The sequence below is a fragment of the Variovorax sp. GW821-FHT09B01 genome, from assembly GCF_059418345.1.
Window position 1 is genome coordinate 72085 of record NZ_JBWKPQ010000007.1, and the last position, 23713, is coordinate 95797.

Annotated in this window: 22 protein-coding genes; 8 read left to right on the forward strand and 14 right to left on the reverse strand. The window is 71.7% G+C overall.

The annotated features are described in order from the left end of the window. Window positions 1-20: 20 nt before the first annotated feature. The 5 genes from AC07RV_RS21020 to AC07RV_RS21040 form a co-directional block, all read right to left on the reverse strand. Window positions 21-2459, reverse strand: coding sequence for a TonB-dependent siderophore receptor (locus AC07RV_RS21020; RefSeq protein ID WP_296782039.1), 2439 nt, complete (start codon window positions 2457-2459; stop codon window positions 21-23). Between the two features lie 109 nt (window positions 2460-2568). Then, window positions 2569-3603 carry a FecR domain-containing protein gene (locus AC07RV_RS21025; RefSeq protein WP_296782040.1) on the reverse strand — a complete coding sequence of 345 codons (1035 nt, stop codon included), beginning with the start codon at window positions 3601-3603 and terminating at the stop codon, window positions 2569-2571. Further along, window positions 3600-4127, reverse strand: a complete 528-nt coding sequence (locus tag AC07RV_RS21030; protein ID WP_444814645.1) for a sigma-70 family RNA polymerase sigma factor — start codon at window positions 4125-4127, stop codon at window positions 3600-3602. The genes AC07RV_RS21025 and AC07RV_RS21030 overlap by 4 nt, the downstream gene beginning before the upstream one ends. Before the next feature lie 180 nt (window positions 4128-4307). Then, entirely contained in the window at window positions 4308-4649 is a 342-nt protein-coding gene (locus tag AC07RV_RS21035; protein ID WP_057595065.1) for a hypothetical protein, read from the reverse strand. A gap of 199 nt (window positions 4650-4848) precedes the next feature. After that, complete coding sequence (locus AC07RV_RS21040; protein ID WP_296782042.1) at window positions 4849-5709, reverse strand: hypothetical protein; 861 nt, start codon at window positions 5707-5709, stop codon at window positions 4849-4851. 173 nt (window positions 5710-5882) lie between these two features. On the opposite strand from AC07RV_RS21040, the gene AC07RV_RS21045 reads away from it, so the two are divergent. Continuing rightward, the gene (locus tag AC07RV_RS21045) at window positions 5883-6965 is read left to right on the forward strand and encodes a S1C family serine protease (RefSeq protein ID WP_296782043.1); all 1083 of its coding nucleotides are present in this window, start codon (window positions 5883-5885) and stop codon (window positions 6963-6965) included. A 13-nt stretch (window positions 6966-6978) separates the two neighbouring features. Here the strand turns inward: AC07RV_RS21045 and AC07RV_RS21050 are convergent, their stop codons facing one another. Continuing rightward, window positions 6979-8298 (reverse strand): lytic murein transglycosylase, encoded by a 1320-nt coding sequence (locus tag AC07RV_RS21050; protein ID WP_296782044.1) that lies wholly within the window; start codon window positions 8296-8298, stop codon window positions 6979-6981. A 151-nt stretch (window positions 8299-8449) separates the two neighbouring features. Between AC07RV_RS21050 and AC07RV_RS21055 the strand changes: the two genes are divergently transcribed. Further along, window positions 8450-8620: a hypothetical protein gene (locus AC07RV_RS21055; protein ID WP_172705438.1), complete on the forward strand. Its 171-nt coding sequence runs from the start codon at window positions 8450-8452 to the stop codon at window positions 8618-8620. Window positions 8621-8650: 30 nt separating this feature from the next. Here AC07RV_RS21055 and mmsB read toward each other — a convergent pair whose 3' ends face one another. The 5 genes from mmsB to AC07RV_RS21080 are packed head-to-tail and all read right to left on the reverse strand — an operon-like array spanning window position 8651 to window position 13785. Next, window positions 8651-9544 (reverse strand): 3-hydroxyisobutyrate dehydrogenase, encoded by an 894-nt coding sequence (mmsB, locus tag AC07RV_RS21060; protein WP_057595062.1) that lies wholly within the window; start codon window positions 9542-9544, stop codon window positions 8651-8653. Window positions 9545-9571: 27 nt separating this feature from the next. After that, entirely contained in the window at window positions 9572-10687 is a 1116-nt protein-coding gene (locus tag AC07RV_RS21065; protein ID WP_296782045.1) for an enoyl-CoA hydratase/isomerase family protein, read from the reverse strand. 28 nt (window positions 10688-10715) lie between these two features. Further along, window positions 10716-11870, reverse strand: a complete 1155-nt coding sequence (locus AC07RV_RS21070) for an acyl-CoA dehydrogenase family protein (protein WP_296782046.1) — start codon at window positions 11868-11870, stop codon at window positions 10716-10718. Further along, on the reverse strand, window positions 11867-12265 hold the full coding sequence (locus AC07RV_RS21075) for a lysozyme inhibitor LprI family protein (RefSeq protein ID WP_093344747.1): 399 nt from the start codon (window positions 12263-12265) through the stop codon (window positions 11867-11869). Before AC07RV_RS21075 ends, AC07RV_RS21070 begins: the two co-directional genes overlap by 4 nt. Beyond that, entirely contained in the window at window positions 12262-13785 is a 1524-nt protein-coding gene (locus AC07RV_RS21080; protein WP_208510962.1) for a CoA-acylating methylmalonate-semialdehyde dehydrogenase, read from the reverse strand. Before AC07RV_RS21080 ends, AC07RV_RS21075 begins: the two co-directional genes overlap by 4 nt. 147 nt (window positions 13786-13932) lie before the next feature. On the opposite strand from AC07RV_RS21080, the gene AC07RV_RS21085 reads away from it, so the two are divergent. Next, the gene (locus AC07RV_RS21085; RefSeq protein WP_296782047.1) at window positions 13933-14838 is read left to right on the forward strand and encodes a LysR family transcriptional regulator; all 906 of its coding nucleotides are present in this window, start codon (window positions 13933-13935) and stop codon (window positions 14836-14838) included. 12 nt (window positions 14839-14850) lie between these two features. Here the strand turns inward: AC07RV_RS21085 and AC07RV_RS21090 are convergent, their stop codons facing one another. After that, on the reverse strand, window positions 14851-15819 hold the full coding sequence (locus AC07RV_RS21090; RefSeq protein WP_296782048.1) for a LysR substrate-binding domain-containing protein: 969 nt from the start codon (window positions 15817-15819) through the stop codon (window positions 14851-14853). 176 nt (window positions 15820-15995) lie between these two features. Here AC07RV_RS21090 and AC07RV_RS21095 point away from each other — a divergent pair, with 176 nt between their 5' ends. From AC07RV_RS21095 to AC07RV_RS21115, 5 genes are read left to right on the forward strand one after another with little or no spacing between them, the layout of a single operon-like run. Then, window positions 15996-16943 (forward strand): dihydrodipicolinate synthase family protein, encoded by a 948-nt coding sequence (locus AC07RV_RS21095; RefSeq protein WP_296782049.1) that lies wholly within the window; start codon window positions 15996-15998, stop codon window positions 16941-16943. After that, entirely contained in the window at window positions 16924-18180 is a 1257-nt protein-coding gene (locus AC07RV_RS21100; RefSeq protein WP_296782050.1) for an aminotransferase class V-fold PLP-dependent enzyme, read from the forward strand. The genes AC07RV_RS21095 and AC07RV_RS21100 overlap by 20 nt, the downstream gene beginning before the upstream one ends. Window positions 18181-18213: 33 nt before the next feature. Next, window positions 18214-19203, forward strand: a complete 990-nt coding sequence (locus AC07RV_RS21105) for a Bug family tripartite tricarboxylate transporter substrate binding protein (protein ID WP_296782051.1) — start codon at window positions 18214-18216, stop codon at window positions 19201-19203. Window positions 19204-19216: 13 nt separating this feature from the next. Beyond that, on the forward strand, window positions 19217-20398 hold the full coding sequence (locus tag AC07RV_RS21110) for an enolase C-terminal domain-like protein (RefSeq protein WP_296782052.1): 1182 nt from the start codon (window positions 19217-19219) through the stop codon (window positions 20396-20398). Window positions 20399-20453: 55 nt separating this feature from the next. After that, a complete protein-coding gene (locus AC07RV_RS21115; RefSeq protein ID WP_296782053.1) occupies window positions 20454-21620 on the forward strand; it encodes a pyridoxal phosphate-dependent aminotransferase in 1167 nt (388 codons plus the stop codon). On the opposite strand, the gene AC07RV_RS21120 is transcribed toward AC07RV_RS21115, so the two are convergent. Next, entirely contained in the window at window positions 21617-22996 is a 1380-nt protein-coding gene (locus AC07RV_RS21120; RefSeq protein WP_296782054.1) for a CoA transferase, read from the reverse strand. The two genes, AC07RV_RS21115 and AC07RV_RS21120, sit on opposite strands and share 4 nt — an antisense overlap. A 77-nt stretch (window positions 22997-23073) precedes the next feature. After that, on the reverse strand, window positions 23074-23712 hold the full coding sequence (locus AC07RV_RS21125) for a 3-oxoacid CoA-transferase subunit B (RefSeq protein ID WP_057595049.1): 639 nt from the start codon (window positions 23710-23712) through the stop codon (window positions 23074-23076). Between the last annotated feature and the right edge of the window lies 1 nt (window position 23713).

Genomic DNA, 23713 nt, shown 5'->3' on the forward strand with positions numbered 1-23713 from the left:
CGATAGCCGAGCCCGCGGCGCTACCAGCGGTAGGTGGCGGTGGCCACGAGCGAACGCCGCTCGCCGTAGCCGCAGCTGTAGGCGTCGCAGTTGCGCCCGAGGTAGATCCGGTCGGTGAGGTTGCGCGCATTGAGCGCCAGCGCCCAATGCTCGAAGTCGTAGCCCAGCATTGCGTCGAACACGGTGTACGACGGGATCTTCGCGGGCGCCGTGCCGTTGGCGCCGTGCGTCGAGCCCATGAAGCGCACGCCCAGGCCGGCCTTCACGCCGTTGCCGAAGCGGTAATCGGCCCAGGCCGAGACCTGGTTGCGCGGCGTGCCCACGAGCTGCTTGCCGATGCGGTCGGGGTTGCTGTCGCTGACGACCTTGGCGGACGGCGTCCAGCTGTAGGCCAGCACGACGTTGAAGCGCGGCATCGGCTCGAAGGCCGCCTCGAGCTCGAGCCCGCGCACGCGCGCCTTGCCGGTCTGGCGCGGCACGAAGTCGCGGTCGAAGGTCACGATGTTCTGCCGCCGCAGGTCGAACACGGCCGCGCTATAGCTGTCGCGCGTGCCCACGGGCTGGTAGCGCAGGCCGACCTCGTACTGCTTGCCGGTCTCGGGCTTGAAGGGCTGGCGCGTGTCGGGATCGATGGTGGTCGAGGGCGAGAACGACTCCGAGTAGCTGACATAGGGCGCGAGGCCGCCGGGCGCCAGGTAGACCAGTCCCGCGCGGCCGGTGAACTTGTGGTCGGACTGGCGCGTCGTGCTCTGGTCGAGGTGGTTGTCGGTGTCGACGCGCGCGCGGTCGTAGCGGCCGCCGAGCGTGGCGACCCAGCGCTCGTTCCACTTGATCTGGTCCTGCAGGTAGATGCCGGTCTGGGACAGCCGCACCCGCGAGTCGGTGTTGGGCGCGGGCATCGAGAACGACTGCCCGTAGACCGGCGCGAAGACCTCGAGCTGCGGCGCCTCGCCGAAGTACATCACCTGGTCGAACACGCTGCGCTGGTAGTCCAGGCCCAGCAGCACGGTGTGCTGCCAGTCGCCCGAACGAAGCTTGGCCTGCACCTGGTTGTCGAGCGTGAAGGTCTTGCCACGCTCGGGGCTGCTGGCAAACAGCGAGCGGTTGATGGTGTGGAAGTTCGACGGATCGAAGACGTTGTCGGGATCGTTGGTGACGAAGCCGTTGGCGTAGATCTGGCGGTAGTCGGTCTTGATGCGGCCATAGCGCGCGTTCTGCCGCACGGTCCAGGTGTCGTCGAAGCGGTGCTCGAACAGGTAGCCGAGGTCCCACTGGTTCTGGTTGTAGCGGTCGAAGCCGGGCTCGCCGACGAAGGTCGAGCTCGGGATGCGGCCGTAGGGCGTGCTCAGCAGCGTGCCGGTCACGGGCAGGAAGCCGTAGGCATTGCCGGCGCGGATGCTCGCGTAGTGGGCCAGCACCGTCAGCGAGGTGTCGCCCGAGGGCCGCCAGGTCAGCGAGGGCGCGAGGAACTGGCGCCGGTCGCCCACGCGGTCGACCTGGGTCTGGCTGTCCTGCGACATCGCCGTGAGGCGGTAGAGCCACTGGCCCTGCGCATCGAGCGGCCCCGAGAAGTCGGCCGCCACGCGCTTGAGCGAGCGGTTGCCGGCCTGCACCTGCACTTCGCGCAACGGCTCCTCGGTCGGCCGCTTGCTGACGACATTGACCATCCCGCCCGGGCCGGTCTGGCCATAGAGCACCGACGAGGGACCGCGCAGCACCTCGATGCGCTCGGCGCCGTAGCTCTCCATGCGCCAGACCGCGTAGCCCGCGTTGTTGCGCATCTGCATGCCGTCGAGGTAGAAGCCCGGCGAGTAGGCGTCGAAGCCGCGCAGCGAGAGCCAGTCGTAGCGGCTGTCGTAGCCGTCGAAGGCCTTCACGCCGGGCGTGTAGGCCAGCGCGTCGGGCAGGCGCGCGGCGCCCATGGCCGCCATGCGATCGGCCGTGACGACCGAGATCGACTGCGGCGTCTCGATCAGCGGCGTGTCGGTCTTGGTGCCGGTGGCGCTGCGCTTGGCCACATAGCCTTCGACATGGCTGCTCGCGGTCTCGGGCTGCGTGCCGGCGGTCACGGTCACCGGCGGCAGGCTGCCGCTGCCGGCCTGCGGTGCCGCGGCGCGCCGCTGCAGGATGAAGCTGCCGTTGGGCTGGCGCGCGGCCTGCAGGCCGCTGCCGGCCAGCAGGCTGTCGAGCCCGCCCTGCACCGTGTAGCTGCCGCGCAGGCCGTTGCTGCGCAGCCCGGCGGTCAGCTCGGTCGGAAAGGACAGCAGGATGCCGGCCTCGCGGCCGAAGCGGTTGAGCGCGTTCTCCAGCGTGTCGGCGGGAATGTCGTAGCCGTGGGCCGGTGCCGCGGCCTGGGCGCGGACCGGCAGGGACGCGACGGCGCCGAGGGCCAGCGCGGCGGCGAGCGCCACCGGGCCGAGGGCGAGCCGCAGCGGCGCCCGTTGTTCTGTCTGACTCATGGAATTTCGACCTTTCGCGGCCATGGAAGATGGCTGTTCACCTTCCATGTCCCGCGAAAAAGCGAAACGGACCAGGTCGCGGCAACTTTTTTTTCGCCCGCGCGTTTTTTCAACGCTGCGGCGCGCGCGCCGTGCTGCTCCGGGGCACCAGCAGCACCTCGGTGGCGCGCAGGCCCCAGAAGCGCGTGACGGTCTGGATCTCGAGCGACAGGGTGGCGCTCAGGGTGTCGAGCACCTTGTCGATGTCGGCCAGCGGATAGGTGCCGGAGATGCGCAGGCCCGCGATCGCCGGGTCGCAGCGGATCGGCTGCGCGGCATGGCGGCTCAGCTCGGCCAGGAAGTCGGCCAGCCGCATGCCGCGCGCCACGATCAGGCCCTCGGTCCAGGCCGCGCTGCCGGTCTCGAGCGCATGCGGCGCATCGACCCCGGTGGCCGTGAAGCGGGTGGCCTCGCCGGCCTGCAGCACGCGCGTGTCGCCGGCGGCCTGCCGCGGCCGCAGCGCGACCGCGCCCTCGAACACCGCGAGCAGGCTGGCCTCGGGCAGCCGGCGCACCGAGAACACGGTGCCCAGCGCGCGCGCCTCGCCATCCGCGGTCTCGACCAGCAGCGGGCGCGCGGCCGCGTCCTTGGCGCTCGTCACCAGCACCTCGCCCGCGATCAGGCGGATGCGCCGCTCGGCCGCGCCATAGCGGATGTCGACCGCGCTGCCGCTGTTGAGCACCAGCGCCGTGCCGTCGTCGAGCACGATGCGCCGGCGCTCGCCGGTGCCGGTGCGGTGGTCGGCGGTCCATTCGCGCCAGGGGGTCTGCTCGGCGGCGAGCCAGGCGCCACCGCCGGTGAACAGCAGCGCGGTCAGCGCGCGCACCGCCTGGCGGCGGCGCAGCGGCGCGGCCGCTTCCAGCGTGGCGCGCGCGATCGCGGCATGGCCGGGCGCGGCCAGCGGGCCCAGGGCGGCGTCGACCGACTCGATGCGGCGCCAGGCGCGCTCGTGCTCGGGGTGCGCCGAGCGCCAGCGCCGCCACTCGTCGCGCACGCGCGCGGGCACGGATTCGCCCTGGAGTTCGAGCATCCACTCGACCGCGCGGCGCGCGACCTCGGCCGAGACGGGCGGCTCGGCGATGCCGGGAGGAGGAAAGCTGCTCACCGGCCCGCCGGCAGCGCGTCCGGGAAATAGCACTGCAGGGCGGCCTTGAGCACGTAGCGCTTGACCGTGGTGACCGACAGGCCGAGCGCCTGCGCGACCTCGTCATGGTTCAGGCCATCGAGCCGCGTCATCAGGAAGGCGCGTTTCACGGCCAGCGGCAGGCCGTCGAGCAGGCGATCGATTTCGGCAAGCGCCTCGAGCAGCAGCGCGCGCTCCTCGGGCGAAGGCGCCAGTTCGGCCGGCACGAGGGTCAGCGCCTCGAGGTAGGCCTGCTCGAGCTGCTGGCGCCGCCAGTGGTTGGCCAGCACCCGCTGCGCCACGGTCGTGAGGAAGGCGCGCGGCTCCTGGATCGCCAGCAGCTCCTCGCGCGCCAGCAGCCGCACGAACACGTCGTGCGCGAGGTCGGCGGCGCGGTGGCCGTCGCCGAGCCGGCGCTGCAGCCAGCGCCACAGCCAGCCGTGGTGGTGGCTGTACAGGACTTCAACCTGCGTCTGCAGCGGGAGGTCGGCGAGCGGGAGGGACACGGTCACGGACGGGCGCGGGCCCGCGCGGCTTGAAGATGGGAATGATTCTTATCTTACAAGCTGCGCCGCGTTTTCTCCCTGCTTTATGTCCGCCCCAACGAAAAACCGGGCCACGCTCGTCGCGTGGCCCGGTTTCCCTAACCAATTCTCTTCAGCGAAAGCGGCTTGCGCCGCCCGGCATCACAGGCCGGCTTGACGCGTCAGCGTGCGGGCTTGCGCGGGGATCACGCTGCCCGGGAACGATTCGCGGCGCAGGTTCTGGCCGGGAGCGTGGGCGGCTGCCACGGCTTCGCCACGGACCACGGCGCGGTCGGTGTTGCCGGCCACCACGGGTGCCAGGTTGGCGGTCGCGCCGTCGGCGTAGATGTTGCCTTCGCGGGCAGCGGCGGCGGCCTGGGGCGCCACGTCGGCGCGGCTGTAGCCGGAGGTCACCGAATGCACGCCTTCATAGGTTTCCGCGTGGGCGCCGGCAACGGCGATCAGCGACAGGGCGGCGGCAGCGAGGATGTTCGAGGTCTTCATGAGTGTCTTTCCTTTGGATGGTCTTCTTTTGGGTGAGGCGGAGTTTGCCTCATCAAACCAGGGAAAACCCTTGCTCCAATGAATCACGGTGTTCACGAAATTGAAACAATGGCCGGGAACTTTCAGACGACGACGCCCAAATAGCTACATTCGACGCCGATTCGCCGGGCTTTCCGCCCGCGCGCCGAATACCTTCCGCCTAGCGCGGCCAGGCGCGCAGCACCGCGCGGATCGCGCGCGTGTCGCCGGCCTTGACCTCGGCGCGGTAGCTGCCGACCAGCGCCTCGCGCTCGCCATCGGCCTGCGCATCGCCGCGCCAGGCGGCCAGCGCGGCGATCTCCTCGTCGCCGAGCGCCGACAGCCAGACCAGCGTGAGCTGCCGCTCGAGCTCGCGCGCGACGGTCAGCAGGTTGCGCTGGCGCGTCGAGGTCACGCCACGCGACCACAGCGAGTCGATGGCGCCCTCGAGCGTGGCCTCGGGCAGCGAGGTGAACTGGGCCGCGTTGCCGCGCGCCAGCTGCTTGACCACGGCGCTCATCAGCAGCTCGCTCGAGAAGTCGACCTCGCGCAGCTCGGCCACCGCCATGCGATCGAGCAGCCCGGTGCGCGCCGGCCCCGGCGGGTTGGCCTGCTGGCGCTTGATGAAGTCGGCGCGCGCCGCGTCGTCCATCGCGCCATAGTCGGCGCGGACCTTCGCGAGGTGCGCGACCGCGCCCAGCACCGCGGGCGACGGCGCCGCGCCGCCCTGCCCGGCCGCTGCCACGGCCGCCTGCACCGCGGCCAGCGCGGCATGCGCGTCGAAGGCATGGGCCGAGGCGGCATCGAGCGCCTTGAGCGCGCCGCCCGCGATGGCCTCGTCGGCCGGATCGAGCTGCTGCTTCGCGCCGCGCGCCACGGCGCCGGGTGCGTAGGCGGCCTGGTAGCGCGCCGGCACGCCCTCGAACTGCAGCAGCGCCTGCGCGCGGTCCTGGGCCGCGGCGGGCGCGGCGGCCAGCAGCAGCGAGAGCGAAAGGCCGAGGGCCAGGGCGGACAGGCAACGGGAGCGAAGGAACGACAGCATGGCGCGATTATTGGCGCCCACCCGGTGGGGCCGCGTCGGACGAGCGCCAGCCGGGCGCGCCGGAAAAATCCCGCCGCGCGCCGAACCGAACGCCGCCGCGAGGATCGCAATCCATCGCCGGTCACCGCGGCCCGCTAAAGTCCGCCCCGCTCCCGCTCAATGCCCACCGCGCCATGCGAACCCTCTTCCTCCTCCCGCTCCTGCTGACCACCCTGCTCGCCCTCCCCGGCCATGCCCAGCCGCGCGCCGAGGCCGCGCCGCGCCCGATCGCCGCGCGCGGCGCGCTCGGCGCCGACGAGCAGAACAACATCGCCGTGTTCAAGGCCGCCTCGCCCGCGGTGGTCAACATCACCTCGATCGGGCTGGAGCGCGGCCTGTTCTCGCTCAACGTGCAGCAGGTGCCGCAAGGCACGGGCACCGGCTTCGTCTGGGACACGCAGGGCCACGTCGTCACCAACTACCACGTGATCCAGAACGCGGCCGCCGCGCGCGTGACGCTGGCCGACCAGAGCAGCTACCGCGCGCAGCTGGTGGGCGTGTTCCCCGACCGCGACCTCGCGGTGCTGCGCATCGATGCGCCCGCGGCCAAGCTGCGGCCACTGCCGCTGGGCACCAGCGCCGACCTGCAGGTGGGGCAGAAGGTCTACGCCATCGGCAATCCCTTCGGGCTCGACCAGACGCTGACCACCGGCATCGTGAGCGCGCTCAACCGCGAGATCGATTCGGTCAACCGGCGCACCATCCGCGGCGCGATCCAGACCGACGCCGCGATCAACCCCGGCAACTCGGGCGGCCCGCTGCTCGATTCGGCGGGCCGGCTGATCGGGGTCAACACCGCCATCTTCAGCCCCTCGGGCGCGAGCGCGGGCATCGGCTTCTCGATCCCCGTGGACGAGGTCAACCGCATCGTGCCGCGGCTGATCCGCGACGGCCGCTTCGTGCGGCCTGCGCTGGGCCTGACCTACGCGCCCAAGGAACTCAACAGCGCGCTCGACCTGCCGCGCGGCGTGGCGATCCTGCGCGTGCAGCCCGACAGCCCGGCCGCGCGCGCGGGCCTGCGGGCCTTCGCGCGCGGCGAGCGCGGCATCGTGCCGGGCGACGTGATCACCGCGATCGACGGCGCGGCCGTCACCAGCGCCGACGACGTGCTGACCGTGCTCGAGCGCCTGCAGCCCGGCGACGCGGTCGAGCTCACGCTGTGGCGCGCGGGGGCGACGCGGCGCCAGAAGGCCACGCTCGCAACCTCCGACGAATGAGCGCGAATGAGCGCTAGGGCGTGGCGAGGCGCTGCAGCAGCTGCACGGTCGGATAGCCGTCGGCCGGCTCGCCCACGCTGCGCTGCCAGCGCCGGATCGCATCGCGCGTGGCCGGGCCGAGCAGCCCGTCGGCCGTGCCCGCGCCGAAGCCGCGCGCATTGAGCGCCTGCTGCAGCGCGATCGTCTCGGCGCGCGACAGCGGCTGCAGGTCGCGCGGCCAGTCGGCGCGCACGCCGGGCCCGCCCGCGAGGCGCTGCGCCAGCAGGCCCACGCCCAGCGCATAGCTGGTCGCGTTGTTGTAGCGCAGGATGGTGCGGAAGTTCGGTCCGACCAGGAAGGCCGGCCCGCGCGCGCCGGCCGGCAGCAGGATCGAGGCATCGGCCAGCGCGGGCAGCGGCGTGCCCTCGTCCATGGCGCGCACGCCCTCGGCCGCCCATTGGCTCGCGGACTGGCGTTGCTGCCCGTCGGCGCGCGCGAGGTCGAAGCCCGGCGGCAGCCGCACCTCCACGCCCCAGGGCTGGCCGGCCTGCCAGCCCGAGTGCTGGAGGAAGTTCGCGGTCGAGGCCGTGACGTCGGCCATGCTGTCCCAGATGTCGCGCCGGCCGTCGCCGTCGGCATCGACCGCATGCGCGAGGAACACGGTCGGCAGGAACTGCGTCTGGCCCATCGCGCCGGCCCAGGAGCCGATCATGCGGTCGCGCGGGATGTCGCCGCGCTGCAGGATCTTCAGCGCCGCCATCAGCTGCTCGCGCGCCCAGCCGGCGCGCCGGCCCTCGAAGCCCAGCGTGGCGAGCGCGTCGATGGTCGAGATGTCACCGTAGTTGGCGCCGTAGTTGCTCTCCATGCCCCAGATCGCGACCACGATCTCGCCCGGCACGCCGTAGCGCGCGGCCACCGCATCGAGCTGGGGCCGCAGCGCCTGCAGCCGCTCCTGGCCGCGTGCCACGCGCTGGGCAGAGACGGCCGTGTCGAGGTAGTCCCAGACCGCGCGCACGAACTCGGCCTGGCTGCGGTCGCGCTCCACCACCTGCGGCAGGTAGCTCGCGCCGTCGAAGGCGCCGTGCAAGGTGGCCTCCTCGATGCCGGCGGCGCGCGCCTGGGTGCGGAACTGCGCGACCCAGCGTTCGAAGTCCTGCTGGATGCGGGCCTCGTCGGCAGCGGGTGCGACCGGCGCGACGGGCGCAGGCGCGGCGGTGCGTGGCGCGGTGGGCGCGGGCTGGGTCTGCATGCGCGCGGGCGGCGCGGCGCAGCCTGCGATGAAGGCGGCGAGCAGCAGGCTCGCCGATGCGCGGTACGACAGGCGATGCGGTAGACGTGAAGTGGCATGGGGCATGCCCCCATTCTGACGATGCGCGCAAAGGCCCCGCGCCCGGCTGCGGCAACGACGTGCCGCGCGGCATGTCCTACGCTGCGACGCGGCCTGCGCGCGCCGGGCGGCCCATGCACGGTGACCACGCTGACAGATCCAACGCAAGGAGCCAGCGATGCCGACCCGAAAGACCAAGGGCCTCTACGCCAACATCCACGCCAAGCAGGAGCGCATCAAGCACGGCAGCGGCGAGCACATGCGCAAGCCGGGCAGCGAAGGCGCGCCCAGCGACGAAGCCTTCGAGAAAGCCGAGAAGACCGCCCACAAGCGCAAACAGCGGCACTGAGGCCGCTGTCGGTCATCGAGCCGCGCCGGCTCAGGGCTTCTGGAACAGCTTCAGCACGCTCGAGAAATCGAGCGCGCCATGCCCCGCGAGGCTGTGCGCGGCATAGAGGTTGCGCGCGATGCCGCCGAGCGGCGTCGAGGCGCGCACCGCGGTCGCGTTCTCCTGCGCCAGGCCCAGGTCCTTGAGCATCAGGTCGGTGCCGAAGCCGCCCGCGTAGTTCTTCGAGGCCGGCGCGGTCTCCATCACACCGGGCATCGGGTTGTACTTCTCGAGCGCCCAGTTGCCGCCCGAGCTGCGGCGCATGATCTCCGACAGCACCTTGGGATCGAGCCCGTTGGCAACGCCGAGCGCGAGCGCCTCCGAGGTGCCGATCATCAGGATGCCGAGCAGCATGTTGTTGCAGATCTTGGCGGTCTGGCCCGCGCCCGCGGCGCCCGCGTGGAAGATGTTGGCGCCCATCTTCTCGAGCACCGGCCGCGCGCGCTCGAGGTCCTTCGTCTCGCCGCCGACCATGAAGGTCAGCGTGCCCGCGATGGCGCCGCCCGTGCCGCCCGACACCGGCGCATCGATCATCGCGATGCCCTTGGCGGCCGCCGCCTCTGCCACCTTGCGCGAGGTGGCGGCGGCGATGGTGCTGCTGTCGATCACGAGCGCGCCGGCCTGGATGCTCTCGAGCAGGCCGGGCTTGCCCGCGCCGCCGAGGAACAGACCCTCGACGTGCGCGCTGGCCGGCAGCATGCTGATCACGACCTCGGCATCGGCCACGCTGTCGGCCGCCGACTTCGCGATCGGCAGGCCCTCGCCCGCGAACTTCTGGCAGGCGTCGGCCGAGAGGTCGAAGGCGCTGAGCGTGTGGCCGGCCTTGAGCAGGTTGAGGGCCATCGGGCCGCCCATGTTGCCGAGGCCGATGAATGCGATCTTCATGTGTTGTCTCCGAAGGATTGAGTGTCTTTATTTCAGCGTCGCCAGCTCCGCCGGCATCTCGCCGCGCGGGCGCAGGTGGTCGTCGATGAAAGCCTGGGAGATCTCCTCGATGCTCGCGGGCGACCACTTGGGATTGCGGTCCTTGTCGATCAGCACCGCGCGGATGCCCTCGGCGAAGTCCTTGTGCGCGCAGAAGCCCAGCGAAGCCCAGTACTCGAGGCGGAACACCTCGGCCAGCGACATGCGGTGCACGCGCTGCCAGAGCTCGAAGCTCAGCGCGGCCGAGCTCGGCGCGCCCTTCATGAAGGTCTTGGCGGCGCTCTGCAGCCAGGCGTCGTCGCTCTGCAGCCCGCGCAGGCGCTGCGCGATGTCGAGCAGGTCGTCGCCGGCCATCAGCGCGTTGATGGTGTCGTAGTGCTCGCGCACCTTCGACGCCGGCAGTTCGGCGCCCTCGCCGGCCTTGGCGAGGATGCGCGACAGCGTGGCGCGGTCGGCCTTGCCCTCGCCGGCCCAGCTCGCGGCGGCGATGGCCTCGAGCACCTGGCCCTTGTGCTCCTGCGGCACCAGCACGTCGGCCAGGCCGCAGAAGATCGCGTCGGCGGCATTGAGGTTCGCGGCCGTGAGCGCGAGGAACAGGCCGGTGCGACCCGGCGTGCGGCGCAGGAACCAGCTTCCGCCCACGTCGGGGTACAGGCCGATGCTGATCTCGGGCATGGCGATGCGGCTCTGCGCGGTCACCACGCGGTGCGAGCAGCCCGACATCAGGCCCACGCCGCCGCCCATCACGATGCCGTGGCCCCAGCAGAGGAAGGGCTTCGGGAAGGTGTGGATCAGGTGGTCGAGCTCGTACTCCTCGCGGAAGAAGTCCTCGGCGTAGGTGTTGCGTTCGGGGCCGCACTCGAGCAGCGTCTGGTAGAGCTGGCGCAGGTCGCCGCCCGCGCAGAAGGCCTTCTCGCCCGCGGCCTGCAGCAGCACGCCGACGATGCCGTCGTCCTTCGCCCATTTGCGCAGCTGGGGCGTGAGCAGGCGCACCATGTCCACCGACAGCGCGTTGAGCGAGGCGGGTGCGTTGAGCGTGGCGACGCCGAAGCGCTGGCCGCCGGCGGTCTTGATTTCGTCGAAGAGAACTACGGAGTCGGTCATTGTCTTGAGGGGTTCCGGATACGGGGCGTCAGCGGATATCGCTGTCCCCTTCCAGCAATTTTCGCGCAACGATCACGCGCATGATCTCGTTGGTGCCCTCGAGGATCTGGTGCACGCGGGTGTCGCGCACCAGCCGCTCGAGCGGGAACTCGCTGAGGTAGCCGTAGCCGCCGTGCAATTGCAGCGCGTCGTTGCAGACATTGAAGCCCGCATCGGTCGCGAAGCGCTTGGCCATCGCGCAATAGGTGCTGGCGTCGGCATGGCCGGCGTCGAGCTTGCTCGCGGCCAGCCGCACCATCTGGCGCGCGGCCACCAGCTCGGTCGCCATGTCGGCCAGCTTGAACTGCAGCGCCTGGAAGCTCGAAATCGGCTTGCCGAACTGCTGGCGCTCGTGCAGGTAGCGGCGCGCCGCGTCGAGCGCGCCCTGTGCCGCGCCCACCGAGCAGGTCGCGATGTTGATGCGCCCGCCGTCGAGCCCCTTCATCGCGATGCGGAAGCCCTCGCCTTCCTTGCCCAGCAGGTTTGCGGCGGGGATGCGCACGTTGTCGAAATTGATGGTGCGCGTGGGCTGGCTGTTCCAGCCCATCTTGTGTTCCTTCTTGCCGTAGCTCACGCCCGGCGCGTCGGCCGGCACCGCGAAGGCCGAGATGCCGCTGGCGCCCGCGCCGCCGGTGCGCGCCATCAGCACCAGCACGTCGGTGGAACCGGCGCCCGAGATGAAGGCCTTGCCGCCGTTGATCACGTACTCGGTGCCCTGCAGCTCGGCGCGCGTCTTGAGCGAGCCCGCGTCCGAGCCGGCGCCCGGCTCGGTGAGGCAGTACGAGGCCAGCTTGCGCCCGCTCGTGAGGTCCTCTCCCCATTGCTCGGCCACCGCATCGGTGGCCCAGGTGCCGAGCATCCAGGTCGCCATGTTGTGGATGGTGATGAAGGCCGTGGTCGAGGGGTCGACCGCGGCCATCTCCTCGAACACCAGCGCCGCATCGAGCCGCGGCAGGCCGAGGCCGCCGATGCGCTCGGGCGCGTAGAGGCCGCAGAAGCCCAGCTCGCCGGCCTTGGCGATGGCCTCCTTCGGAAAGAAGGCCTCGGCGTCCCACTGCGCCGCATGCGGCGCGAATTCGGCCTGCGCGAAATCGCGCGCGGTCTGCGCAAAGGCGTTCTGCTCTTCGGACAGTTCGAAGTTCATTGTTCGCGACCCTTCCAGCGATCCAGTTCGGCGGTCCGTTTCCGGGTCGATTTCTCCAGGCATGAATTGAATACCAGCGGCCACATGGAGCCGCCCTCGTTGGCCTTCGAGGCGCGCTTGCAGGCCGGGTCGCGGCCCTTGAGCCAGGCGCGCTGCTCGTTGCGCAGCGCGGTGCGCATCTGCGGCGACAGCGTCTTCATCACCTCGCCATAGCGGATGTTGAGCGCCGCATCGGCGGCGCGGAAATCGCGCGCCGCGCAGGCGTTCATCTGCTGCTGGTTCCCGTTGGGATCGCAGTCGTCCGCGCCGGCGTCGGCGGCCGCCCGCGCGCCGCCAGCGAGCAGCGCGAGCGTCGCCACCGCGCCCCAGGCCGCGACGCGAAGGCGCTTCCTCACTTGAGGCTGATGGTGGTGTTGACGCCGTGCGAGACGGTGCTGTCGTCGAACCAGCGTGCCGTCACGGTCTTGGTCTGGGTGTAGAACATGATGACCTGCTTGCCGTACGGGCCCAGGTCGCCGAGCTTGGAGGCGCGCGAACCGGTGAACGAGAACATCGGGACCGGCACCGGGATCGGCACGTTGATGCCGACCTGGCCCACGTCGATGTCTTCCTGGAAGCGGCGCGCCGCGGCGCCCGACTGCGTGAAGATCGCGGTGCCGTTGCCGTTCGGGTTGCTGTTGATCAGCTCGATGGCCTCGTCGATGGTCTCGGCATCGGCCACGCACAGCACCGGTCCGAAGATCTCCTGGTCATAGATGGTCATGCCGGGCTTCACGCCGGTGAAGATCGTCGGGCCGACGAAGTTGCCCTTCTCGTAGCCGGGCACGCTGGGCTTGCGGCCGTCGAGCACGAGCTCGGCGCCATCGGCCAGGCCGCGTTCGATCAGGCTGCTGACGCGGTCGTGCGCCGCGCACGAGACCAGCGGGCCCACGTCCACGCCCTTCTCGGTGCCGGCACCGATCTTCAGGGTCTTGGCCTTCTCGATCAGCTCGGGCACCCACTTGCGCGCGTCGCCCACCAGCACCGCCACCGACACCGCCATGCAGCGTTGGCCCGCGGCACCGAAGCTCGCGCCGGCCAGCGCGTTGAGCGTCTGTTCCTTGTTGGCGTCGGGCATCACGATGGCGTGGTTCTTCGCGCCCATCATGCATTGCACGCGCTTGCCGGCCAGGGTGGCGCGGTTATAGACGTGGGTGCCGACCTTGGTCGAGCCGACGAAGCTGATCGCCTTGATGTCCTTGTGGTCGCAGATGCCGTTGACCACGGCCTCGCCGCCATGGACCACGTTGAGCACGCCGGCCGGGATGCCGGCCTCGAGCGCGAGCTCGCACAGGCGCATCGTGACCATCGGGTCCTGCTCGGAGGGCTTGAGCACGAAGGTGTTGCCGGTGACGATGGCCATCGGGAACATCCACAGCGGGATCATGGCCGGGAAGTTGAACGGCGTGATGCCCGCGCACACGCCCAGCGGCTGCAGCAGGGTGTAGGTGTCGACGCCGTTGGCCACGTTGTTGGCCAGCTCGCCGAGCTGCAGGTTGCCGATGTTCGAGGCGTGCTCGACCACCTCGAGGCCGCGGAACACGTCGCCCTCGGCATCGGGCAGGGTCTTGCCCTGCTCGGCCGTGAGGATCGCGGCCAGCTCGGCCATGTTCTCGCGGATCAGCTGCTGGTACTTGAGGAAGATGCGGGCGCGCGCGCCGAGTGGCGTCTTGCGCCAGGTCTTGAAGGCGTCCTTGGCCGAAGCGACGGCGGCGTCGAGTTCATCCTGCGTGGCGAAGGGCACGCGGGCCAGCACCTGCTGCGTGGCCGGGTTGACGATGTCGCGCCATTCGGTGGTCTTCGACTCGACGAACTTGCCGCCGATCAAGAGCTTGACGGTGGCGATCTGGGTCGAGGGCTGGGTGCTGGCGTCCATGTGCTTGTCTCCTGTGAATGCGGTGCCGAAGGCGGCGGAACAGCGGGCATCGTAGCTTTGCAGTTTTGCTATGACAATAGACAAAATTGCGCTGGGGTTTTGCATAAATGCAGATCGCCCGCACCACGGCGCCGCCCGGAGGAACACATGGACTGGGACAACCTTCGCTTCTTTCTCGAACTCGCGCGCTCGGGCACGCTGATGAGCGCGGCGCGCCGGCTCGAGGTCGACCACACGACGGTGGCGCGGCGCATCCAGGCGCTCGAGAAGGAGGTGGGCGCGCCGCTCTTTGCGCGCGAGGCCGGCGGGCACCGGCTCACCGAGGCCGGCCGGCGGCTGCAGCCGCAGGTCGAGGCGATGGAGAGCGCCTTCCTCGCGGTCGAGAGCACGGCACCGGCCTCGCAGGAAGGGCTGTCGGGCCTGGTGCGCATCGGCGCCACCGAGGGCTTCGGCACCGCGGTGCTGGCGCCGCAACTCGCGCTGTTCGCGCGCCAGCATCCGCGGCTGACCATCGACCTGCTGGCGATGCCGCGGCTGGTGCACCTGTCGCGGCGCGAGGCCGACATCGTGATCTCGCTCGAGCGGCCGGCGCGCGGGCCGGTGCTGGTCACCAAGCTCAGCGACTACACGCTGCGCCTCTACGCCTCGAAGCCCTACCTCGCGGCGCACAAGCCGATCGCCACGCGCGAGGACCTGCGCGGCCACACCTTCATCAGCTATGTCGACGACCTGCTGTTCAGCAAGGAGCTGCAGTACCTCGACGAGCTGCACCGCCCCGACAGCTTCGCGCTGCGCAGCACCAGCGTGCTGGCGCAGCACCGCGCGGTGGCGGCGGGCGCGGGCATCGCGGTGCTGCCGGCCTTCCTGGCCGAGGGCGACGGCAGCCTGCAGCCGGTGCTCGCGGGCCAGGCCAACTTCACGCGCACCTTCTGGATGTCGATGCCGGCGGAGACCAAGCACCTCGCGCGCATGCAGGCGACCTGGGAGTTCCTGCAGCAGACCGCGCAGGCGCAGCGCGACCTGCTGCTGCCCGATGCCGGCGCGCGGGCCTGAGCCGCAACGCCCCTACGCCACGCCCTCGAGCACCGGCTCGCCCGGCGCGGGCGCTTCGGCCCGCACCAGCTCGCCCAGATGGCGCCACAGCCGCTCGGCCTGCTCGGCCAGCGGCGCGCGCCGGCGCATCAGCATGAAGCGCAGCGGCACCTCGAGCGAAGGGCCGCCGGCCCGCACGAGGCGCCCGGCATCGAGGTCCTCGCGCACCAGCGCCTGCGGCAGCCAGGCCACGCCCAGCCGCGACAGCGCCATGAAGCGCAGCCCGTCGGTGAGGCTGGCCTCGTGGTGGCGCTGCAACCGCAGCTCGCCGTGGCGCTCGAGCAGCGGCGCCAGCGACCAGCCGAGGTGGCATTCCTCGGCATAGCCAAGGAAGGAAACGGGCGCGCCGCCGGGATCGCGCAGGTCGAACAGCGGCCCACCCGCGGCATTGGGCGCGCTCACCGGCACCAGCCGTTCGCGCCCCAGTTCCAGCACCAGGCAGTCGCCCGCCTCGCAGGCCGAGCCCGCGCGCGCGGCCACGGCGCCGGCCTCGTCGAACAGCGCGACCACGTAGTCGACCGAGCCCTCGGCCAGCATCTCGAAGCACTCGGGCAGGTTGTCGGAGCTGACGCTGAACTTGGCGCTCCGGAAGTCGTTGTGCAGCCGCGGCACCCAGTCGGGGAAGAACACGGCCGACATGATGTGCGGCGCCGCGAAGCGGATGCGCTGCTGCCGGTCCTCGCCATCGGCCTTGATCGACTTGCGCAGCCCCGCCAGCGCATAGACCACCTCGGAGGAGATCGCCTGCAGCCGCTCGCCGGGCTGCGTGAGCTCGAGCGCCGCGGTGCGCCGGTCGAACAGCGGCGCGCCGATCCACTGCTCGAGGCCCTGGATGCGCCGGCTCAGCCCCGACACCGACACATGGCAACGCTCGGCGGCGCGGCTGAAGCTGCGCGTCTGGCACAGGACCAGGAAATCCTTCAGGCTGACCAGGTCGATCATTTGCGGTTTCCTCAAAAGTTGGCGGCCACCCGAGTCTACTTTCGCTCGGCTGTAGCCTGGGCACTCCGGCATCCCGATCCTTTGCGATTTTCGCAAAACCAGACGCCCGATCGGCAACCCGCTGGAGCCCGCGCGCCCCAAGAATTCCGGCACCCCGAACCCTTGCTGGAATCCAGATGCCGCCCTCCACCCCCCAACGCCTTCGCGGCGTGCTCGCCCCGGTCCTCACCCCCTTCGACGCCGCGCTGAAGCCCGACGCCGCCCGCTTCCTGCGGCTGTGCCGCTGGCTGGTGGCGCAGGACTGCGGGCTCGCGATGTTCGGCACCAACTCCGAAGGCAACTCGCTCTCGGTCGACGAGCGCATCGAGCTGCTGCAGCAGGCCGTGGCCGCGGGCGTACCGGCCGCGCGCATGCTGCCGGGCACCGGCAGTTGCTCGCTGGCCGACGCGGTGCGGCTCACGCGCTGCGCGGTCGACCACGGCTGCGCCGGGGTGCTGGCGCTGCCGCCCTTCTATTACAAGAGCGTCACCGACGACGGGCTGTTCGCCTTCTTCAGCGAGGTGATCGAGCGGGTCGGCGACAGCGGCCTGCGGCTGTACCTCTATCACATCCCGCCGGTGGCGCAGGTGGGCTTCTCCCACGCGCTGGTCAAGCGCCTGCTGAAGCGCTACCCGGGCACGGTCGCCGGCATGAAGGACACCGGCGGCGACTGGGACTACACCGCGCGCACCATCGCGCAGTTCGGCCCCGAGGGGCTCGACGTCTTCGCGGGCACCGAGACCCTCCTGCTCGACACCCTGCGCCACGGCGGCGCGGGCTGCATCTCGGCCACCGCGAACGTCAATCCCCGCGCCATCGTGCGCCTGTTCGAGACGTGGCGCGACGCCGATGCCGATGCGCGGCAGGCGGCGCTCAATGCGGTGCGCGCGAAGTTCGCGGCCCATCCGCTGATTCCCGCCATGAAGTCGGCCATCGCGATGGCCACGGGCGATGCGCAATGGGCGCGCGTGCGGCCGCCGCTCGAGGCGCTCGATGCGCAGCGGCAGGAGGCCCTGCGGCTGGCGCTGCGCGACCAGGCCTTCGATCTCGCCGCACTCGACGTCGATGCCAGCGATCGCCACTGAGCCGGACGCGGCCGCGCCCTTCACCGAGGCCGAGCTCGCGCGCCTGCGCCGCGACACGCCCGCCTGGGGCGCCGGCGCGCACCTCGCGCATTTCGCGCATGGCTCGGCGAGCCTGCCGCCCGAACCCGTCTACGCGCAATGGCAGGCCTGGCTCGAGGCCGAGCGCAAGCAGGGCACGCACCGCGCCGCCGAACGGCATGCGGACGCGCTGCATGCGGTGCGCGACAGCGTGGCGCGGCTCGTCAATGCGCAGCCGCACCAGGTCGCGCTGCTGGGCTCCGCGAGCCAGGCCTGGGCCACCGCGATGGGCGCGGCCCAGGCCACCCACGTGATCACGACCCACGACGAATACGGCGCCAACGCGCTCTACCTGCTGAATGCGGCGCGCCAGCGGCGGCTCGGCTTCTCGGTGATCGGCACGCGGCCCGGCGCGACGCCGCTGACGCAGCGCCTGGACCATGCGCTGCGCCACGCACCCGCCGGCCGCCGCCCCGTGGTCTCGCTCGCCGCCGTGCCGACCGCCTGGGGCGCGGCCACGCCCATGGACGGCGTGGCGCACTGCGTGCACGCGCACGGCGGCCTGCTGTTCCTCGACGCCAGCCATGCGGTGGGCCAGGGGCCGGTCGACATGCAGGCCCTGGGCTGCGACGTGCTGGTGTTCCCCACGCGCAAATGGCTGCGCGGCCCGCGCGGCGCGGGCGTGCTGTGCCTGTCGCAGCGCGCGCTCGAAGCGCTGGGCACGCCCGATGCCATCGACGTGGCCGGCGCGCAGTGGCTGGAGGCCGAGCGCCTGCAGCCCTGGTCCGATGCGCGGCGCTTCGAGGGCCACGAGTTCCATCCGGGCCTGCGGCTGGCGCTGGGCGCGGCTTGCGACTACGCGCTCGCGGTCGACCCGGCGCGCATCGCGCGACAGAACGCGCTGATTCGCCAGCGCCTCGCGCATGCGCTGCAGGAACGCTTCGGCTGGCAGCCGCTCGAGGCCGGCCAGCCCGATCGCAGCGCGCTGCTGACCTACCGCCTGCCCGAGGCCTTCGGCGATGGCGCGGCCTTCGTCCGCCGCCTCGCCGACGCGGGCGTCCACGCCTCCTTCGTCGGCCCGCAGCACGCGCGCTGGGCGCTCGAGGCCGCGGGCCTGCCGGGCGTGCTGCGGCTCACGCCGCACTACCTCACGGACGACGACGAGATCGCGCGCCTCGTGCAGGCCATCGAGACCACGAATCCCCGCGTCCACCGCTGACGCTTTTCCATCGACACCAAAAAGGAGACAAGCATGAAGACCCATCCCCGCCCCCTCGCCCGCCTGGCCACCGCGCTCGCGCTGTTCGCCACCGTCGCCGCGAGCCCGCCGGCCGCCGCGCAGGCCTATCCCTCGAAGCCCATCAGCGTCGTCATCCAGTACCCGGTCGGCGGTCCCTCCGACGCCCTCGCGCGCCTGCTCGCGCCGCGCCTGCAGGCCGCGCTCGGGCAGCCGCTGGTGATCGAGGCCCGGGTCGGCGCCGGCGGCAACATCGGCACCGACTTCGTGGCCAAGGCCAAGCCCGACGGCTACACGCTGCTGCTGTCCTCGAGCGGGCCGCTGGCGATCAGCCCCTGGCTCTATCCGAAGCTGCCCTATCGCCCGCTCAAGGACCTGGTGCCGGTGGTGCAGCTCGCGGCGGTGCCGCTGGTGCTCGAGGTCAACGACGCGAACCCGGCGCGCAGCGCGGCGGAGTTCCTGCGGCTGCTGAAGGCCAACCCCGGCAAGTACAGCTTCGGCTCGTCCGGCAACGGCACGCCGCAGCACCTGTCGGCGGTGCTGCTCGGTTCGATGACCGGCGTGGCGCTCACGCACGTGCCCTACAAGGGCCAGGCGCCGATGGCCACCGACCTGATGGGCGGGCAGATCGACTTCGCGATCGACAGCATGGTCTCGGCCATGCCCAACCTCGCGACCGGGCGGCTGCGCGCGCTGGCCGTCACCGGCCGCCAGCGCTCGCCGCTGCTGCCCGGCGTGCCGACGATGGAAGAGGCCGGCGTGCCCGGCTACGAGGCGCTCGCCTGGTACGGCCTGATGGCGCCGGCGGGCACGCCGCGCGCCATCGTCGAGCGGCTCAACGAGGCCACGCGCCAGGCGCTCGACACGCCCGCCGTGCGCGAGCAGATCGCGCGGCTCGGCAGCGCGCCCGTGCACGGCACGCCCGAGCGCTTCGGCGCCTTCATCCAGGCCGAGCACGACAAGTGGGGGCCGATCGTGAAGAGCACCGGCGCCGTGGTCGATTGATGCCGCACCGCCCATGAAGATCGTCAGCATCGCGGAACGCACCGTTCCCATCGCCTCCTCGCTGCGCAACGCGCGCATCGATTTCAGCGAAATCACCGCCAGCGTGGTGGCCGTCGTCACCGACCAGTTCCGCGACGGCCGCCGCGTCGTCGGCCATGCCTTCAACTCCTTCGGCCGCTACGGCTGCGGCGGACCGCTGCGCGAACGTTTCATCCCGCGCCTGCTGCGCGCCACGCCCGGGGAACTCAACGACCCCGCCAGCGGCATCGTCGACCCGCAACGCGCGCTCGACCTGATGCTGCGGCGCGAGAAGGCCGGCGCCCATGCCGAACGCTCGATGGCGGTCGGCACGCTGGAACTCGCGCTCTGGGACATCGTCGGCAAGATGCGCGGCCTGCCGCTGTACCGGGTGCTGGCCGAGCGCATGGGCGAGCCCGGCATCGAACCCGCGCGCTCGGTGCGCTGCTACGTGGGCGGCGGCTTCTACCGCGACCACGACGACCTGGCCCGGCTCGGCGACGAGGTGCGCGGCCATCTCGATGCCGGTTACACCGAGCTCAAGATCAAGGCCGGCGGCCTGCCGCTGGCCGCGGAGCTGCGGCGCATCGAGTCGGTGCTGGCGCTGGTGGGCTCGGGCGCGCGGCTGGCGCTCGACGCGAGCTGCGCCTTCGGGCGCGACGAGGCGCTGGCCTTCGCGCGCGCCATCGCGCCCTACGGCCTGCGCTGGCTCGAGGAGCCCTGCGACCCGGCCGACTTCGAGACCTACCGCGCGGTGAGCGAGGCCTACGCGGGCACCGTGGCCGGCGGCGAGAACCTGTTCTCGCACGAGGAGGTCGCCAACTTCCTGCGCTACGGCGGCTTCGAAGGCCGCGTCGTGCTGCAGCCCGATCCGCCGCTGGCCTACGGCCTGCTCGAGCTGCAGCGCATCGTGGCGCTGGCACGGGCGCACGGCGTCGCGCGCGAGAACATCGTGCCGCACGGCGGCAACCTGATGTCGCTGCATGCGACCGCGGGGCTGGGGCTCGGCAGCGCGGAGTCCTATCCGGGGTTGTTCGGCCCCTTCGGCGGCTTCAGCCGCGAGGTCCGCATCGAGAACGGGCGCGCCACCCTGCCCGAGTCGCCGGGCATCGGCTTCGAGGAACAGCCCGCGCTCTACCGCATCTTCCACGAACTCGCGGCCAGCCTGGGGGTGTGAACGCGCGCGCGCCGGCCGCAGAATGCGCAGACAACGCCTGCCAGGAGACGCCCGCATGCCACGCCACCGCCCCGCCCGCTTGACCCACATCGCCGGCATCGGCGTCGACCGCATGGGCGCCATCGCCGACGACGCCGAGGGCCCGCCTTTCCTACGGCTCGAGAACCTCGACGTCGACATCCCGCCCGATGCAGAAGCCGTGGCGCGCACCGTGCGCGCCGCCACCGAGGACGCCGACAACAGCTACCTGCCCTTCGTCGGCCAGGCGCGGCTGCGCGAAGTCGCGGCGCGCCATGTGTCGGAACTCTCGGGCGTGGCCTACGAGGCGCGCCATTGCGTGATCTCGGCCGGCGGGCTCTCGGGCATCCTCAATGCCCTGCTGGCCACGGTGGAGGTCGGCGACGAGGTGCTGGTGACCGACCCGACCTATGCCGGCCTGCTCAACCGCATCCGGCTCGCGGGCGGCACGCCGAAGTACGTGCCGTTTCGCTTCACGCCCGGCGGCGAATGGAAGCTCGACCGCGAGGCGCTGCGCGCCGCCATGGGCCCGCGCGTGCGCACGATGCTGCTGATGTCGCCCTCGATGCCTTCGGGCGGCTTCTTCGACGCCGACGACTGGCGCGCGATCGCCGCGCTGTGCGTGCAGCACGACCTGACGCTGATCCTCGACGCCGCGATGGAACGGCTGCTGTTCGACGGCCGCCAGGTCATCCATCCAGCCGGGCTGCCCGGCATGGCCGAGCGCACCATCACCGTGGGCTCGTCGGCCAAGGAGCTGCGCATGATCGGCTGGCGCGTGGGCTGGACCGTGGCGCCCGAGAGCTATATGCCCGACCTGGTGGCGGTGTCGCTCGCCAACGTGGTGGTGCCGGTGGGCATCGCGCAGGACGCGGTCGCCACCGCGCTCGCGCAGTCGCCGCGCACGCTGGCGCCCTACGTGGCCGAGCTGGAACGGCGACGCGACACGCTGCTCGACGAACTGCGCGGCCTGCCCGTGGGCATGCCGGCCGGCGGCTGGTCGATGCTGCTGCGCGCCAGCGATTTCGGCATCGACGGCCAGACTCTCTCCGAGCGGCTGCTGAAGGCGCGCGTCTGCGCCACCGCCATGCAGGGCTGGGGCGAGACGCATGGCGCGCAGTACCTGCGCTTCGTGTTCTCGAACGAGCCGGTGGAGCGGCTGCGCGGCTTAGGCGACAAGGTGCGCGCAGCGCTCGGGGCCTAAGGCCACTCCGCGGGGTGGCTCCCCGGCGGCATCGAGGGCCGCGGCCATGCGGCCGGCGTGCGCGCGAGCAGCGCGCTGTGCCGCAGGCCCGCGAGTTCGCCGAAGCCCGAGGGCTCGGTTTCCACATAGGGCGCGATGTCGGGCCTGGGCGTGGCGAGCCCGCCGGGCACGCGGCCGAGTCCGCGCAGCCAGTGCCCGGTCTGCGCGAGCGACACGCGCACCTGCCAGCTGCCGCCCTCGCGCTGCTGGCGATGCAGCGCGGCGGCCGCGCCGAAGGCGATCAGGTAGCCCGTGGCCTCGTCGAGGATCTGCATCGGCAGCGGCTTCGGCTTGCCGTCGCCGGCCGCCTCGCCCTCGGCCTGGTTGAAGCCCATGGCGGTCTGCACCAGCGAATCGAAGCCGCGGCGGCCGGCCCACGGGCCCTGCGTGCCATAGGCCGTGAGCGAGACGCAGACGATGCCGGGCCGTAGCGCCGCGAGCTGCGCCGGCCCGAAGCCCAGCGCCTCGAGGCCGCCGGGCCGGTAGCCCTGCACGAACACATGCGCCTGGCCGGCCAGCCGGCGCAGCGCCGCCTGTCCTTCGTCGGTGCGCAGATCGACATGCGTCGACAGCTTGCCGCGGCTGGTGTCGGCGATGGCCTCGATGTTGGGCAGCCGCGGCGAGTTGACCAGCAGCACGTCGGCCCCATAGGCCGCGAGCGCGCGCCCGCCGACCGGGCCGGCCAGGATGCGCGTGAGGTCGAGCACGCGCAGGCCCGCGAGCGGCCGCTGGTCCTCGCGCAGCGGCGGCAATGCAAGCGGTGCCGCGTCGCCGATGCGCTCGATGGTGAACAGCGGCTGCGCGGCGATCGCGCGGCCCTGCGGCGTGGCGTCCCATTCGTCGAAGCGGCGCAGCGCGGTCGCCACCAGCCCGCGCGCGGCAGCGGCTTCCTCGAAGTCGAGCGCACGCCAGCCGGCCAGCGCGGCCTCGGCATCGGCGCGCACGGCCGTCGCGGGATCGAGGCCCAGCAGGCGCAGCGCGCCTTCGCGGTGGTGCGCGAAGTTGGCATGGATGCGCACCCAGCCGTCGGAGGTGCGGTAGAGGCCCGAGAACGCGTCCCAGAGTTCGGGCACGCGGCCGTCGAGGCTGAACCAGCCGGTGCATTCGAGCGCGGCATGGCGCATGTCGACCGCGACCGCCTGGCGCGGCACGCCGCGCGCACGGCCGAGTTCGCAGGCCGCCAGCGCGGCCGCGGCGATGCTGCCCTGCGCCGCCGCGCCGACCGCGAAGGACGACGGCAGCACCGGGTCGGCGCCCGTGAGCCGCGCCAGCGGCAATGCGTCGGCCGGCAGGCCGGCCTGGCGCCAGAGGTCGTGGAGGATGTCGCTCGCGCTCATCTTTCGTTCTCTCCAAGGAAGAAAGGCAGGGCCCGCTCGCGCGGCCCTGCCCTTCGTTCGTCGTTGCGGCCTTCGCCTTACTGGATCAGCTTGGCGCCGGTCTTGGCCTGCAGCGCATCGAAGCTCACGCCGGGCGCGAGCTCGATCACCTTGAGGCCCTCGGGCACCACGTCCATCACGGCGAGGTCGGTGATGATGCGGTCGACCACGCCCACGCCGGTCAGCGGCAGGGTGCACTTCTCGAGGATCTTGAAGTCCTCGGTGCCGTCCTTCTTCTTGGCCACGTGTTCCATCAGCACGATCACGCGCTTGACGCCGGCCACCAGGTCCATCGCGCCACCCATGCCCTTGACCATCTTGCCGGGGATCATCCAGTTGGCGAGGTCGCCCTGGGTGCTCACCTGCATCGCGCCGAGGATCGAGAGATTGATCTTGCCGCCGCGGATCATCGCGAAGCTGTCGTGGCTGCCGAAGATGGCCGAGCCCGGCAGCGTGGTGACGGTCTGCTTGCCGGCGTTGATCAGGTCGGCGTCGACCTGGTCCTCGGTCGGGAACGGGCCGATGCCCAGCATGCCGTTCTCGCTCTGCAGCCAGACTTCCTTGGTGCCCGTGTGGTTGGCCACCAGCGTCGGGATGCCGATGCCGAGGTTGACGTAGAAGCCGTCTTCCAGCTCTTGCGCGGCGCGCGCCGCCATCTGGTCTTGGGTCCAGGGCATC